Annotated in this window: 15 protein-coding genes and 1 riboswitch; of the genes, 5 read left to right on the top strand and 10 right to left on the bottom strand. The window is 42.5% G+C overall.

Going from position 1 to position 15714, the window contains the following annotated elements:
• Positions 1-56: 56 nt before the first annotated feature.
• Positions 57-149: riboswitch (cyclic di-GMP riboswitch) on the bottom strand.
• A 368-nt stretch (positions 150-517) separates the two neighbouring features.
• Genes NPA43_RS01955 through NPA43_RS01930 form a run of 6 tightly spaced genes read right to left on the bottom strand, consistent with a single transcriptional unit; the run spans position 518 to position 8403 of the window.
• Positions 518-1321, bottom strand: a complete 804-nt coding sequence (locus NPA43_RS01955) for an ABC transporter permease (protein ID WP_034320747.1) — start codon at positions 1319-1321, stop codon at positions 518-520.
• Complete coding sequence (locus NPA43_RS01950; protein ID WP_230031263.1) at positions 1314-2183, bottom strand: ABC transporter permease; 870 nt, start codon at positions 2181-2183, stop codon at positions 1314-1316. The genes NPA43_RS01955 and NPA43_RS01950 overlap by 8 nt, the downstream gene beginning before the upstream one ends.
• Positions 2183-3274 carry an ABC transporter ATP-binding protein gene (locus NPA43_RS01945; RefSeq protein ID WP_099726091.1) on the bottom strand — a complete coding sequence of 364 codons (1092 nt, stop codon included), beginning with the start codon at positions 3272-3274 and terminating at the stop codon, positions 2183-2185. Before NPA43_RS01945 ends, NPA43_RS01950 begins: the two co-directional genes overlap by 1 nt.
• Positions 3275-3282: 8 nt before the next feature.
• Positions 3283-4362: an ABC transporter substrate-binding protein gene (locus tag NPA43_RS01940; RefSeq protein WP_256499290.1), complete on the bottom strand. Its 1080-nt coding sequence runs from the start codon at positions 4360-4362 to the stop codon at positions 3283-3285.
• A complete protein-coding gene (locus NPA43_RS01935) occupies positions 4359-6344 on the bottom strand; it encodes a hydantoinase B/oxoprolinase family protein (RefSeq protein ID WP_256499289.1) in 1986 nt (661 codons plus the stop codon). Before NPA43_RS01935 ends, NPA43_RS01940 begins: the two co-directional genes overlap by 4 nt.
• Positions 6334-8403, bottom strand: coding sequence for a hydantoinase/oxoprolinase family protein (locus NPA43_RS01930; protein WP_099726094.1), 2070 nt, complete (start codon positions 8401-8403; stop codon positions 6334-6336). Before NPA43_RS01930 ends, NPA43_RS01935 begins: the two co-directional genes overlap by 11 nt.
• Before the next feature lie 367 nt (positions 8404-8770).
• Here NPA43_RS01930 and NPA43_RS01925 point away from each other — a divergent pair, with 367 nt between their 5' ends.
• Together NPA43_RS01925 and NPA43_RS01920 are read left to right on the top strand one after the other, a co-directional pair.
• Positions 8771-9199, top strand: a complete 429-nt coding sequence (locus NPA43_RS01925; protein ID WP_099726096.1) for a NucA/NucB deoxyribonuclease domain-containing protein — start codon at positions 8771-8773, stop codon at positions 9197-9199.
• Between the two features lie 203 nt (positions 9200-9402).
• On the top strand, positions 9403-9789 hold the full coding sequence (locus NPA43_RS01920; protein ID WP_099726097.1) for a competence protein ComJ: 387 nt from the start codon (positions 9403-9405) through the stop codon (positions 9787-9789).
• A 1-nt stretch (position 9790) separates the two neighbouring features.
• On the opposite strand, the gene NPA43_RS01915 is transcribed toward NPA43_RS01920, so the two are convergent.
• Complete coding sequence (locus tag NPA43_RS01915; protein ID WP_099726098.1) at positions 9791-10597, bottom strand: AAC(3) family N-acetyltransferase; 807 nt, start codon at positions 10595-10597, stop codon at positions 9791-9793.
• A 27-nt stretch (positions 10598-10624) separates the two neighbouring features.
• Positions 10625-11041 carry an Lrp/AsnC family transcriptional regulator gene (locus tag NPA43_RS01910; protein WP_180275460.1) on the bottom strand — a complete coding sequence of 139 codons (417 nt, stop codon included), beginning with the start codon at positions 11039-11041 and terminating at the stop codon, positions 10625-10627.
• Positions 11042-11157: 116 nt separating this feature from the next.
• On the opposite strand from NPA43_RS01910, the gene NPA43_RS01905 reads away from it, so the two are divergent.
• Positions 11158-11925 carry an MBL fold metallo-hydrolase gene (locus NPA43_RS01905; RefSeq protein ID WP_256499288.1) on the top strand — a complete coding sequence of 256 codons (768 nt, stop codon included), beginning with the start codon at positions 11158-11160 and terminating at the stop codon, positions 11923-11925.
• Positions 11926-11971: 46 nt separating this feature from the next.
• Here the strand turns inward: NPA43_RS01905 and NPA43_RS01900 are convergent, their stop codons facing one another.
• Positions 11972-12301 carry a YckD family protein gene (locus tag NPA43_RS01900; RefSeq protein WP_099726101.1) on the bottom strand — a complete coding sequence of 110 codons (330 nt, stop codon included), beginning with the start codon at positions 12299-12301 and terminating at the stop codon, positions 11972-11974.
• 239 nt (positions 12302-12540) lie between these two features.
• Here NPA43_RS01900 and NPA43_RS01895 point away from each other — a divergent pair, with 239 nt between their 5' ends.
• Both NPA43_RS01895 and NPA43_RS01890 read left to right on the top strand, forming a co-directional pair.
• Positions 12541-13356 carry a transporter substrate-binding domain-containing protein gene (locus tag NPA43_RS01895; protein ID WP_370461129.1) on the top strand — a complete coding sequence of 272 codons (816 nt, stop codon included), beginning with the start codon at positions 12541-12543 and terminating at the stop codon, positions 13354-13356.
• A gap of 12 nt (positions 13357-13368) precedes the next feature.
• On the top strand, positions 13369-14046 hold the full coding sequence (locus NPA43_RS01890; RefSeq protein WP_099726103.1) for an amino acid ABC transporter permease: 678 nt from the start codon (positions 13369-13371) through the stop codon (positions 14044-14046).
• 288 nt (positions 14047-14334) lie between these two features.
• Here the strand turns inward: NPA43_RS01890 and NPA43_RS01885 are convergent, their stop codons facing one another.
• Positions 14335-15633, bottom strand: a complete 1299-nt coding sequence (locus NPA43_RS01885; RefSeq protein ID WP_305881445.1) for an arsenic transporter — start codon at positions 15631-15633, stop codon at positions 14335-14337.
• Positions 15634-15714 lie beyond the last annotated feature (81 nt).

The following is a 15714-nucleotide window of genomic DNA, read 5'->3' as shown; positions in this document are numbered from 1 at the left end:
ACGGAATAACGGAAAAGGAGCCCACCCCGAATAAAACGGAGAGACTCCCATTTTGATTCGGTAGCCTGCCGACCATAGCAAAAAAGCAACTTTTACCTTAGGACATGGCTTTGCGTCTCTACGTTTCCATAGATTTGCCTTTTTCTTCTTTTCTTTTAGATATTTTCTATTTACGTCCACTTTATATGAAATTATTGTTTTTTTCACCGAAAAATGGGTGTAAAGATTCATGCGTTATGCCGAAGGGATCACGTCATAATTTACGATATTTACCGAAAATAACTAATAATAGTTGCGCATCACCGAAAATAATCGACTAAATACCGCAAAAATTTCATGTTTTCCCTTAAATTTTGCAAATATGACCGAAAATGTAGGAGAGAGGTCTCCTTTCATTTCTCGCAATTTCTTAAATCTTAAGAACTATATTCCCTGAAACTCTGAAAATTTTTACCATAAAAAACAATACAAAAGGAGCTGCCATTTCAAATGACAGCTCCTTGTTTCTTCATTATATTTACATCACCTTAGACAGACCAATCGTTTTCTCAATAATGAGCAACGCAATGATAGAAATGATAATAAATATGACGGATATCGCATTGACACTTGGATCAAAGGTTTGCTCAATGTAATTAAACGTCCTCACTGGAATCGTAATGGTTTGGGGAGAGGAGACGAACAAACTGATCGATATTTCCCCAAATGACGTCACAGCTGAAAACACTCCGCCTGCAATGATCCCTGGCTTGATCAAAGGCAGTGTCACTCGAAAGAATGTGCGAATGGGTCCTGCGCCAAGATTCATTGAAGCTAGCTCAAGTCGCGGATCAAGATTCGAGACACTGACACCTACCGTTCGAACCACATATGGAAAACCAATGATGACGTGACCAATAACTAGCGCCCACAAAGAACCCGTAAAGCCCATAGCTGTAAACAAATAAAGCATTGCAATCCCTAACACCACCTGAGGAATCATGAGAGGGGACAAAATAAAAGCTTGGATGGCCTCCTTTCCCTTAAAGGAAAGCCTCGCTAAAGCATACGAAGCCATTGTTCCTAAAAGAACAGTAAGGGGCGTCACGATGAGTAGCAGAATGACACTGATACGCAGAGATTCCATCCATTCTGGGTTTGACACGACCTCATGAAACCAACGAACTGAGAACGATGTCGGCGGGAATTCAGGAAAAGCATTCGGGCTAAAAGCAGAAAGGACAATGACAAGAACAGGTATGGTTAAAAAGAGATAAACCAATGAGCCAGCAGTCCAAATCAGGATCGAAAGCAAGCGGTCACCAATTGACTTTTTACGCATGCATCCTCGCCTCCCAACGCTTCAATAGATAGCTTAATAGACTGACCACCACAAGCACACACACCAACAAAGTAAACGACATGGCAGCAGCAAGAGGCAAGTTATAGACCTGCATGACCTGCTGATAAATAGACAGCGGCAGCAGCGGCTGCATCCTTCCGCCGACTAAAAGCGGGGTGATATAGCTCCCTGCTGCTAGTGAGAAGACAATAATCGCTCCAGTGATCATACCTGGAATAGTAAGTGGTAGAGTCACATGAAAAAAGGTTCGAATACGGCCAGCTCCAAGGCTCATAGAAGCCGGTCTTAAATGACGATCCATATCGGTTAAGCTTGTTGCGATAGGAAGCACTGCAAAAGGCAGCATGACTTGAACATAAGCAATAATCACCGCATTCATATTCCAGAGCATAGATAACGGCTGCTCAATCACATGTAAATCTAATAACATGCCATTAATCAGACCATTTTGCGAGAGAAGAACGATCCAGGCAAACGTCCGAATAACAACACTTGTCAAAAGCGGCGATACAAGTAAGATATAGAAAAATGCCCGCAGCCGTCGGTTAGGTGCCTTGACTAGTACGTACGCTGCAGGATATGCCATCAATAAACAAATTACCGTTGTCTGCAAGGCCACCCACACTGTACTTCCAATCGCCTTCACATATGCATCTGTGGTGAACACATGAATATATTGAGAAAAGCTATACGTTTGTAATGTATTCATCATCGAATCAACATCACGAAAACTGAGAACGAACATCATCACAAGTGGAGCCAGAAGAAATACAACAAGAAACAAACAGGCTGGCAGCAGCATAAACCAATGAAATCGTTGATTCTTTTTTTTGATTCGCATCACGTATGCACCTTCGAATCTAAGAAAACGACATCTTCAGGCTGCCAATTGATATGGACAGTTTCTCCAACCTCCGGCAGCTGAGGAAATGCTGCATCTGATGCATGTACTATGATTTCACCTTTATCAAGCCCCACGACCAAACGTAATGAGTGCCCGATATAACTGACGTCTGCTAAAACACCTGTGACATGGTTTGGCTGAAAATCCTCTTTGACAGAAGATATGCTGATTCTCTCAGGACGCAGCATGAGTAAATACTTCTCTCTCTTTTCTTTATGCGCCGCAGGCTTTAACTGAATATGCTGCCCGTTTGACTGGGTGTAATGTGGAACTGTGAATGTGGAACCAGCTTCATCATACACTGCCTCAAATAGATTGACCTGCCCGATAAATTCAGCGACAAAGCGATTGTTTGGCTGACGATATACCTCTAAAGGCGTCCCAATCTGCTGAATTCTTCCCTCACCTAAAATCCCAATCCGGTCAGATAGGCTTAAGGCTTCTTCCTGATCATGTGTCACGAGAATGGTCGTAATCCCGACATTCCTTTGAATATTTCGAAGCTCAGTCTGCATATTTTTTCTTAGTTTTGCATCTAGGTTGCTGAGAGGTTCATCAAGTAGGAGAACAGACGGCTGAATGGCCAGCGCCCGCGCAATTGCCACCCGCTGCTGCTGACCACCACTTAATTGGTGCGGCATACGTTTCGCATATTCCTCCAATTGAACAAGAGATAAACTCTCCATGACCTTTTGTTTGACTTCTGCCTTCTTTTTCTTTTGAACCTTCAACCCGTATGCCACATTATCAAATACAGTGAGATGAGGGAAAAGCGCATAGCTTTGAAAGACCATACCCGTTTTTCTTTGATAAGGCGGTAAAGCTGTCACATCCTGATCGCCAATGTAGACGACTCCTTTTGTCGGTTCTAAAAAACCGCCAATGATGTTTAATAGCGTTGATTTTCCGCAGCCACTAGGGCCAAGAAGGGAGAAAAACTCTCCCTCATTCACCGTAAGACTGACATCTTCAAGAGCAATCTGCTCACCGAAATGCTGGCTGATGTGTTCTAAATGGATTCCACTCATGCGATCACCTATTTTCCTCCGCCTAATACTTCGTTCCATCGATTTGTCCAATTACCAAGCTCAGAAGTCGCTGTTTCGTAATCTACCCAAGTCAGCTTGCTATAATAATTCTCTCCAACCTTCACTTTCCCCTTAATCTTGTCACCGTATTTCACATCAGAATTTGACATGCCATAATAAGATTTTTCCGAGAAAGCCTCCTGTGCTTCTTTTCCGCTTAAATAGTTTAATAGTTTGTAAGCAGCTTCCTCATGCTGACTTCCTTTCGTTAAAGCCCAGCTCGCAACAGCTGCAACAGCGCCTTCCTTCGGATAGGAGAAACCAATATCCATCCCTTCTTCTTCAAGGGCAAATGATCGGCCATCCCAATATGGAACTGCCGCAATGTCACCACGTTCTAACAAGGTTTGAATAGACCCTGGGTTATCTGGAAAAGCAGCTACATGCCCTTTTAATTGTGCTAGGCTTTTAAATGCTTTGTCGATATCCTTAGGATTCGATTCTGTTCCTCCTTGAGCGTGGACAAGTGCAGAGAAAAATTGCAAGCCGGCTGAATAGGTCGGAGAAGAAATAGCCACCTTCCCTTTAAGCTGACTGCTCCATAGGTCTGTCCAGCTGTTTGGCTCCTGCTTAACAAGATCTTTTCTATAAGCAATCCCTAGCTGCCCCATACTAAAGCCTGCTGCATATTGTTTTCCGTCAACAGTGAGCTTCTTTTGAACAGAACGATAAAGTTTTTTCACATTCGGTGCTTGTTCTTCGTCAATAGGATTAAGAACGTTTGCTGCAATGCCTCTTTGAATCGTATCAGGCTGTAAAATCAGCAAATCATACGGTGGATTTTTACCATTTGATGCTTTTAATTTCGTAAACCATTCAGAATCCGCCCCAGAGACGGTTTGAACTTTAATTCCCGTATCTTTTTCAAACTTTACAAGGATTGGTTTGATATTCTTTTCCCAATCGCCGCCGTATACGCCAACGATGACAGTCTGCTGCTGTTTGCTTTGATCCTGTCCACCGCAAGCAGTCAGCAGTAGAACCATTGATAGGATGCCTGCAAAAATAGCAATTAATCTTCTTTTCATGATTCATTTCCCCCTTTTTGTTCATTCATTTGACGAAGTGCTTGAATAATATCTGTCTTTGTTAACGGTTCATGTCTATGACTGAAATGAGTATGAACCGCATGTTTATAGTGCGTACGTTCATTAGCTGAGTATGAACGCAGCTGAATAGCAAGTTCGCTGCTTGCTTCGTCCGACCATACTTTCTCATAAGCTGCTCTTTGTTCTCCAAAATCCCACACGACGTCAATATCATCATCAATCTTTTCGCGAAGCCACCTAGTCTGCTCCTCGTCAATTTTCCATTCATTTTGGTCTAGATAGACTTTGACACCATATTGCTGCAGCGCTCGTTCTTCACTTAAAAGACCTGCTTCCACTTCCTCAAGGACGTTCTCTTTCTTTCTAGCAAATGGGGCCCCCCAGCCTCCTCCACTTGGTGAAACCAATTGAACAATATCGCCTTTTTCAAGACACAGAACATCTATTTTTGGCTGGTCTTGTTTTTCTCCATTCGCTGTGATCAGCTTTACCTCACCAACAGCTCCCGCTCGGCCGCCCATTAATCCCCAAGGTTGAAACTTCATCCGTTCCATTCCTCGTGCTGTCACCATGGATTCAGGCTTGATCATCTCAAATTCCAAACCGATCGCATGCCCGCCTCTATTTTCTCCCGCTCCACCTGTGTTCGGCAGCAGCTCATATCGGTGAACATGAATATCAATATGCTGTTCCAAGCTCTCAATCGGTGTATTCTTTAAAAAGCCTGACGAATGATCAATACCATCTACTCCATCAGTCCCTTTTTGAGCACCGCCGCCTCCGCCTAACGGTTCGACAACAGACATTTTCCTACCTCCTGTATCATCATCAGGAACAGAGAGAACAACAATGGCAGATTGACCAGCACCTGCTGCCGGTACTGCTTCAGGTAATAGTTTACCAATGGCGCCTAACACGACATTGTACAGCCTCATCGTAATCGAATGTCGAATACCGACAGAAGCCGGATATTCTGGATGTACAAGCGTTCCTTTAGGAGAAATCACTTCGATTGGATATGTAATCCCACCATTGATCGGTATAAATGGATCTTTACTAATGATGTAATTAATCAATCCTTGATATAGGAAGGAATGCTTCTGACCATTGGTGACAAGGTTAAAGGCCGTTTTTACTTGCGGGTCACACTCAGAAAAATCAAGCGTCAGCTTTTTTCCTTTGACCGTTAGCTTGATTTTTAATCGGATAGGCACGTCCGAGATCATATCATCATCCAAATAATCAGCGAATTCGCTCGTTCCATCAGGAATTGCTTCAATGACCTTCCCTGCACGATCCTCGGCTTGCTTCAGCAGGTCAAACATTCCTTGTTTCACTTCGTTTTTCCCAAATTTCACAATCATTTCTTTTAACCGATTATCTGCTGTATTGACTGCGGCAATCATCGCATTGATATCCCCATCATTTAAATGACTGGTCCGGCTGTTGGCTCTTAAAAAGGTACGAACCACCTGATTCTCTTTTCCGCCTTCATAAATTTTCACTGGCGGTATTCTTAATCCTTCTTGATGAACATCCGTCGCAGTCGGTGAAATACTCGAAGGCACAAGTCCGCCCACATCACTTACATGAACAAAAGACCAGGCATAGCTTACAATTTCACCATCTACAAAAATGGGTTTAATGATATGGACATCTGGCAGATGAGTCGCTAAACCATCTGTCGTATAAGGGTCATTTGTGATGATAATATCTCCTGGCTGCATCGGTCCGCTTTCTTCAATCGCTTTTTTTAGGCTCAGCCCTAGAAAGATCGTCACACCGACTGTCTTCGGATAAACAAAGAAATCTCCAGAAGGCGTGGCTAATGCTGTTGCAAAATCAGCAGATTCTTTTACGAAGGTCGTAAATGACGTCCGCTCAATGACATGCCCCATGCCTGATGCGATCGCATTAAAGTAACTGCGCATCATCTCAAGCTTTGCTGGATCAGTTCTCATGTAAAGCCGCCTCCCTTGAAATTACTAAGTTTCCTGATGGATCAATCCTGCCTAACCAGTTTGGCAGGACCAATGTTGTCGTATCATCCTGCTCGATAATAGCAGGTCCTTTTACGACAGAACCTACTGACAGAGCATCTCGGTTATAAACAGATGCTTCGTACTCTTTTTCTTCTATAAAGATACGTCTAAATTCATGTGGCTTCAAAGACTGTCCGCTGCTTTCATGAACAGAAGAGAAAGGCAGGGGCGGCGTCTCGCCTATGACTCGAACTCGTAAATGCGTAAATTCAATGTTCGCCTGATCGTCCCTATGTCCATATTGACGCTTATGCAGTTTGTGAAATGCTTCAGTGAGTTGATGGATGTCTTGTTCTTGCCTCAGCCAATCAGCCGATAATGGCAATTCAATCTCAAATGCCTGCCCTTGATAGCGTGCGTCGGCCAATAATAGAATAGACGTCTGTTTAATATGTTGAATGTTTTGCTGACTGAACCAATCAGTCGCTTTACGCGAAAGCATCTCATAATCTTGTTTTAATTGATCTATCGTATAGTCTTGTAAACATATTTTCTTAGACAACACCGCATCATGAATAAAATCAGCTGTGAGAGCACCTAACGCACATAATGTGCCAGGACTTGGAGGAACGACCACATTTTTTGCATGAATTTCTCTTGCAAGGAAATTTGCCACAACAGGTCCTGCGCCGCCAAACGCCAGTAAACTAAAATCTCTCGGGTCAAACCCTTGCTGCTCCATGACATTGCTTAATTCCGTGTACATATTGGCTACAGCTACTTGAATCAGCTGGTCAGCCGCCTGTTCAATCGTTTTATGGAGCTGATCCGCAATTGGCTTAAAGGCCATTTTCGCTGCAGACAGCCGCAATTGTAAATGTCCTCCGGCAAAACGTTCTTGATTGAGATAACCGCATATGAGAAACGCATCGGTTACAGCTGCTTTCTTTCCCTTTCCATACGAAGCTGGACCCGGCTGCGAGCCAACGGATTCCGGTCCTGCTTTTAGAAGTCCGCCCTGATCAATCCACGCAACAGAACCTCCACCTGCTCCTATTGAATACATCGCAACAGATGGAAGAATGATAGGAAAACCTGAAAGCTGATTTGATTGGGCCATTGTAGGCTGGCCATTTTGAATGATCGAGATATCCGCACTTGTACCCCCAACATCAAAAGTGATCAGATTGGATTCGTTCGCAGATGCTGCAATTCTTGCTGCACCAATGACACCAGCTGCCGGACCAGAAAAAAGGGTTTTAACGGGTGAGGTTGCTGCACTTTCTGCATCCATTAAACCACCATTTGATTGCGTAATGTATGGAGAAATTGGTACACCTTCTTCTTTCAAGCGGCTTTTCAATGTTTGTAAATACTGTTTCACCTTTGGTTGAATGTACAAATTGACAACAGACATCACTGTACGCTCGTATTCCCTCATTTGAGGCCATAATTCAGATGAAGTAAGGACTTCTAACTGCGGGTAATGATGGTTGATATAGGATTTTGCCTGTAATTCATGAACTGGATTTTGATAACTATGTAAAAATGAAATGACAATACCTGCTAGCTTTTTAGATATGACCTGCTGGACAGCATCATCTAATGGCTGCAGGTGGAGAGGTTTTTTGATCGTACCATCGTGTATCAACCTTTCAGAGATTGAATATACATGCTTTCGTGGTATCAATGGTTCTGGCAAACGAGAATTGAAGTCATAAGGAATGGGTAGTCGTAAACGTTGTAGTGATAAAATATCTTGAAAACCTTCCGTCACAAAAAGGGCTAAATCTGCTCCTTTTCGCTGCAATAATGTATTAAGGCCGATTGTCATTCCGTGTACGAGATATTGGATGTTGGATAAATCGACATCTCTTTCTTTTAAAAGATGTAGCCCATTGATAATTCCCTGGGCTGGGTCATCTGTCACTGTGGGTGTTTTGAGTTCGATCAGCTCCCCTGTTGCTTCATTCATCAGCGATAAATCAGTAAATGTTCCGCCTATGTCTATTCCGAGCCGATAAGAGACATCCGCCATTTGTACTTCCCTCCTGCAATGTAAATAGAATCATATTTTGATAAATTACGACATTTTTTGATATTTGACTCCATATTATTAAAGCATATCGGTCTAGTCAATTTTATTTTTTTAAAATTTCTGTGTGTTAAATTCTTGAAATTAGCCCAAAAAGCAGTGATAAAGCCGTTTTGCATAAGCATAATCATTTTATGAGCAGCAAAATTAAAATTTTTATGAATTTCTACAAATATGAAGGGAGAGAAAACGGTTAAAAAACGTTTTTCGAACTTTAAAAGACGTTTTTTCAAAACCAGGAGAAATTGGTAAGTAATTCTGCTATACTTCTGTTTACAAAATACGCAAAAAAGAAAGAGAGCTAGCATCTATGAAACTTCTTAAAACCATTCTCTTGCTTTTATTGATTGTCATTGGTGTAGCAACAGGCTATATCCAGCTGGAGCAAAGTAAACAAGAGACGACGAATTCATCTTACGACAAAACCATTCACTTTCCATCAGATCGTTATCCAGAAACAGCGAAGCACATAGAAGAGGCAATTGAGGAAGGTCAATCCTCCATTTGTACAATTGATCGTAAAAATAGCGATGAGCAGAGAGACCGCTCACTTCATGGCATCCCGACAAAGCGCGGATATGACCGGGACGAATGGCCGATGGCGATGTGTAAAGAAGGGGGCAAAGGAGCTTCTGTTAAATATGTACGTCCTTCAGATAACAGAGGGGCAGGCTCTTGGGTAAGTCATCAATTATCAGATGATCCTGATGGCACAAAAATTCAATTTATCATTGATTAGTCCCATTCATCTTTTCTACATTAGAAGCTCTTTCCCATTTAGCAGGAGACTTAAAAGAAATGGTCTCACAATTTCACATCTAGACCCCTCAAACAGTAGCGCAAGACGGCGACAATCGTCTTGCTGCCTAACATTCTCTTCAAAGTTCATTCTTTCAAACATTCACTTTTCAACATAAATTTATGAATAAAGGAGTTTTTTATATGAATGACTTAAATCAAACCTATTCCTTATCGATTTCCTATCACCAAATCACCGTATACGCTGGAAGCGATACACCCCCTGTGATTGATTGGACAGATGATGACATTCTTCAAGGATTCGCAACTGGAGATCAGGGTGTTTCTTTTGAAGGCGTCAACAATGGAAAGGCTTTTATTTTCGTGACATTAAATGAAAATGAGCCCCCAGCATCCTTTGATAGAGTCATAACGGTGCCATTTACACATTCAAGCGATCAAGTTCATATCACAAGCGTCATGGCACAGGTTCTGTCTTTCTCCATTCCAAAAGGAGACTATCAGCTCACCTGCTATACTTCACAACAACCTGATCAAGATCTCTATTACTTTCATTTTCAGACTGTGTAGATCATGACTGGTCGTACTGTTCAAGCCACTTTTCCGCATAGTCTACCGATCCTCTTACCGGTAATAAATACGAATTGGCAAGCCCGATTTGACCACGGTAATGGGTATATCCTGAATGTAAAAAATCACGACCAATCTGTTCAAATAGTTCTTCTCTTGTCATGATATCTTGATACTCTTTCCATACCCTCCATCCATTTTCTAAAATAGGGGCCCCTCGTATCATGAGGTCTTGCTGAGAGATTCTATATTCAGCTAAGTGGAAGGCTGTATGGCTCTCAAATGACGTACCAATCAGCAGTACTTGAGCATCAAGATCGTACATGCGCCCAAGCGGCGAATTTTCTCCTAAACCATAAGAAAGCGCATGGTGTTTCAGAATTTCATGTTTCCTTTTCCCCCAAGCTGTGAATGAAAAATTGGGATGAGTGCTTCTCGCCACGCCTGGGTACTTCCAAAATGTTTCCGCTACCTTTCCCATTGCTGTTGGCGTCGTGTAAGCCGGATCAAATGCAGGCATCGTCTCTTTGATCGATTTCCACCATGAGTAGGGAACGGGCGGATCGATCCAATCGGCGGGATCAGACAGCTCTAACGTTTGTGCCGGCATAACCAAGGTTCCCTCTTCTGTTAAGGTTTCCATTAATGCTTGTATGACGGCTACAGCACCTCCATTCACCCAGCCGATAGATGATAAAGATGAGTGAACACATAAAATCATGCCTTTTTTCACACCAAGTTGAACCAAGTCAGCTTTGATTCTTTCCTTTGTCATCGGTTCAGCTTGATTTCTAATGAATTTTTGCATTGTTGCTATCCTCCTGCGGCTCTTCTATTACCGATGAATGTGACGTTTAACCGCAATAGACAATTTATAATTTGCGTAATTTGTCAGCTCCGTTAAAAACTGATCAAGCTCATCGTGACTGGAGAAATGTCCTTCAGCCATATAACAGCCCTCTCCACTTATTTTAAATAGATTCTTGATTTCTTCCTTTTGATGAAGAAACGACAGTAGCGGTTCATGATGAAGGCTTCGGGTATAGAGCTGCATAAATGTTTGGATGGTCTTCTGTGTCCGCCAATCGATCGAAATGGTATAAGCTTCAATCACACCATCTTCTTCTAGCTTTAACACACGATTTGCAACCGCTTGACCGGTTAAATGAACTTTTTCACCTAGTGCTTTCATGGTTAATCGACTGTTCTTTGAGAGTTCTTTTAAAATGTCCATATCTGTTTGATCTAGCATTGGCTCACCTCTTTCAAAAATCAAGTCCTTCCGCTGAAAGACTTTCATGATCCTCTTTCACATGAAGCTCTTTTAATATACTGTAAACTTAATCAGAAAAAAAGGAGGCCTTTTTAATGAAAATAACGCTCATTCGTAATGCTACTTTATACCTTCAATATGGTCAGTCAACTTTCTTAATCGATCCCTTTTTAGCAGCCAAAGGAACATATCCACCGTTCCCTCATACAGCGAATCAACATTTGAACAACCCCATTGTGGATCTGCCTGTAAACATTGATTTAGACAAGATGTTACAGCCGGATGCTGTCTTGCTCACTCATTTACACGTGGATCACTTTGACGACGAGGCGAAAAAGACATTAGCTCAAGACCAACCAATTTATACTCAATCGGAAAAGGATCAAAAAGAAGTCAAAGAAGCTGGCTTCCAGCATGTCACATGCATTGAAGATGAAATGGACATTTGTGGTGTTCATATTAGACGTACAGGCGGGCAGCATGGGACAGGGGAAACGGCAAAACGGATGGGACAGGTCAGCGGTTTTGTTTTCTCTCATCCTGATGAACCTACCCTTTATATTGCGGGTGATACCATTTGGTGTGATGAGCCGAAAGAAGTTGTGAATACATGCAGGCCAGATGTCATTGTGGTCAATAGTGGGGCTGCTCAATTTTTAGAAGGTGATCCGATCACAATGACCAAGGAAGAGATTTTAGACATTCACCGCTCTCACCCAAATGCTCAAATGATCGCTTGTCATCTTGAAGCTGTGAATCATTGCCTGTTAACAAGAGCTGCATTGGAAGCTTACATTCATGAACATCATGCAGATCAAGCTATTTTTGTCCCTAAAGATGGTGAGACTCTCACCTTCAGATAGGATCGATAAACAAGATGAAACCGGCATCTCGCTGCCGGTTTCATCATTATGGTCGATGGTGCTGTGGTTTTTTCAGTAGTGGAACAAATCCGTTATTTTTTAAGTGATTGTAATGTTCATCCATTCGTTTCGTGATGTGTGTGCCTTGTTCCTTTGTTAACACACCATACTGAACATATTTCTCAATGACTTCTTTTCGTTTCGAAAGAATTTGCTGCTCAAGCTTTTCGATTTGTTTTTGTTGTTCTGTTGTTAATTTTACTTGATGCGTCACTGGACGCTTTTCCATTTGTGGTGTTTCTCCATGAGCCGTTTCCATATGAAAACCAAATAACAGCATCATTGATAATAAGATCAAGCCACTTATTTTTTTCATATCTTTTGTTCCCTCCTTTATTCGAATTTATTTTGTACGCTCCTTCCTTTTTTATACATTCTTTGACAACGTCAAATTGAGCATAATATTCTTACTTTTTCGCTTTTCATCTGAAAACGTTGTCCTAACTGAAAAAGCGTGCTATGTTTTGTTTTGTATAAAAAATAGAGGAGGATTCTTAAATGAGTCGTTTTTATCATAGAAAACCTATATGGGTGTTGCTTGTTGTGTCTGCTCTCATGCTTGTCATGTCTGCTTGCAGTCAATCAGGCTCATCTCAGTCTGGAGAATCAAAGTGGGATCAGATTCAAAAGAAAGGGAAAATCGTGGTTGCTACTTCAGGCACCCTTTATCCTACGTCTTATCATGATACATCAAACGGCAAGGATCAGCTGACTGGCTATGAAGTTGAAGTCGTCAAAGAAGCTTTTAAACGCCTTGACGTGAAAGTAGAATTTAAAGAAATGGGCTATGATGGGATGCTGAGTGCCATTAATTCTGGTCAAGTAGATGCCGCTGCAAACGATATCGACATCACAGATGACCGGAAGGATAAGTTTGCATTTTCAACTCCTTATAAATATTCCTACGGAACGGCTATCGTACGGAAAGATGATTTGTCTGGCATTAAAACTTTAAGAGATTTAAAAGGCAAGAAAGCAGCAGGTGCTGCAACGACCATTTACATGGATGTCGCCCGTAAGTACGGTGCAAAGGAAGTCATTTATGATAATGCCACAAACGAGCAATACTTAAAGGATGTCGCAAACGGCCGAACAGATGTCATTTTAAATGATTATTACTTGCAAACACTGGCTCTTGCTGCATTTCCTAAATTAAATATTACGATTCACCCTGACCTGAAATACATGCCGAATGAACAGGGCTTTGTGATGAAGAAAGACAACACAGAGCTTCAAAAAGAATTAAATCGTGTATTAAAAGACATGAAAAAAGACGGAACGATGAAAAAGATTTCCGAGAAGTTCTTTCATCATGCAGACGTCTCAAAGAAAATTGATGCTGATGTCGAAGATGTCGACATTTCCAAATAAGGAGCCGCAATCGTGGGAGATATTCATTTAGAATATATATTTAATCCTGCACTGGCAAAGGCGTCGTTTCCGTTTGTCATGAAAGGCATTTGGCTGACGCTGCTCATATCCTTTGTGAGCATGTTTTTTGGCACGATTCTTGGCTTTTTTATTGCCCTTGCCAGAATGGCGAATACGTGGTTGCTTCGGCTGCCTGCACGGCTATATATTTCATTCATGCGAGGCGTTCCCATTCTGGTGATTTTGTTTATTCTTTATTTCGGATTCCCTTATATCGGCATTGAGTTTACAGCTGTAACTGCTGCCATTATTGGGTTCACCTTCAATAGTGCTGCCTATATAGCAGAAATCAACCGAGCGGCCCTCTCCTCTGTTCCAAGTGGTCAGGTGGAAGCCGCTAAATCATTAGGTCTCAGCTATTGGCAAACCATGCGTGGTGTCATATTGCCTCAATCCGTTCGCATTGCACTGCCGCCATTGACCAATGTCATGCTCGACTTGATCAAAGCCTCCTCACTGGCAGCGATGATTACTGTACCAGAGCTCTTCCAGCAGGCAAAAATTGTTGGCGGACGAGAATTCGATTATATGACCATGTATATTTTGGTCGCATTGATTTACTGGGGCATTTGCAGTGTGGTCTCATTGCTGCAAGATTATTTGGAAAAACGCTATGCAAAATATCTGTAACAAAAAGAGCAGATCCAATCGATCTTCTCTTAGACTGTTGACAAAGGGCTAAAATGATCTTTATTTTAGCCCTTTGTCTTCTTTTCAGCGTGATAGAAAACCTTTGCAGTCTAGGAAGGACGAGTACTGGAGCGGAGCGAATTTGACATTCGTGAGCACCGGCACGCAGGACTGACAACGAATGCGAGGGTTTGTCTACACGCTGAGAGCAGATCCAACGATCTTCTCTTTTTTTTATATTCAGCGTAGATGAAAAAAGGACGAGACCTGACTGAGAGCACCTGCTCTTTAATGTATCAGCCATAACCACGCATATAACCCCAATAAAGTAAGGATCAATGTTGGGATGGTCAGGATGATTCCGGCTTTCATGTATGCACCCCAAGAAATATGGACGCCCTTTTTCTTGAGAACGTGAAGCCACAGCAATGTCGCCAATGAGCCGATTGGGGTCATTTTCGGACCAAGGTTGGAACCGATGACATTGGCATAAATCAGTCCGTCTCTCATGACGCCTGCTGTATTTGTATGTCCGATCGCAATCGCATCAATTAACACGGTAGGCAGATTGTTCATGACAGAGGACAGCACTGCCGCAAGCACGCCCATAAACATCGTTCCGGCAAGCAACCCATGCGATGCGCCTTGTTCAATCCATGCCGCCAATATTTCTGTGAGACCGGCATTCTTCAGTCCATAGACGACGACATACATGCCGATAGAGAAAAACACAATGGACCAGGGTGCTTCTTTTATGACGCGCTTTGTCGCCACTTGCGGACTTCTTTTCGCCAGCCACAAGAAAGCAAGAGCAATGCCTCCTACAATGATTGACACGGGAATGCCAATCAATTCCCCTGCGAAATAACCAACTAGCAAGAATCCTAACACATACCAAGACAAGCGGAACATGCGCATATCACGAATGGCTGACGCTGGCTCCTTCGCCTGTGACAGATCGTATGTCTTTGGGATGAACTTTCTGTAAAACACATAAAGCACAAGCATGCTCGCTCCAAGTGACACGAGGTTTGGCACGAACATGTTCGCTGTATATTCGAGAAAGCCAATATGGAAATAATCGGCAGACACGATATTGACGAGGTTGCTAATGACAAATGGCAAGGAGGTTGTATCAGCAATAAAGCCGCTTGCCATCACAAAGGGCAGGATCATACGCTCATCCAGTTTCAACGCTCTCACCACAGATAAGACAATTGGGGTCAAAATCAGTGCCGCTCCATCGTTGGCAAAGAAAGCTGCCACCACAGCGCCGAGCAATGTTAAATAAATAAACATGCGGACACCGTTCCCTCTTGCGGCTTTTGCCATATGCAGTGCAGCCCATTCAAAAAAACCGATCTCATCTAAAATTAACGAAATGATAATAATGCCAATAAATGCAAAGGTGGCGTTCCATACAATTTGCGTGACTTCCCACACATCGCTCAGATGAACGACACCAAAGGCAAGAGCAAGAATGGCTCCGCCACATGCTGACCATCCAATGGTTAAACGTCCTGGCTGCCAAATGACAAGGACGAGGGTCATGATGAAAATCAAAATGGCCAAGGTGACTGATCCCAAAGGGTGGCCCCCTTTCACTTTTCTCATAAAATCTTTATCTATCATACAACGAAACGCAGTAGTTGTATGCCATTTTCACAA

The sequence above is a fragment of the Bacillus pumilus genome (assembly GCF_024498355.1).
In the GTDB taxonomy this organism is placed as follows: Bacteria; Bacillota; Bacilli; order Bacillales; family Bacillaceae; genus Bacillus; species Bacillus pumilus_P.
The sequence above is the reverse complement of the archived record's forward strand: the minus strand, read 5'-3'. Positions and strand labels throughout refer to the sequence as shown.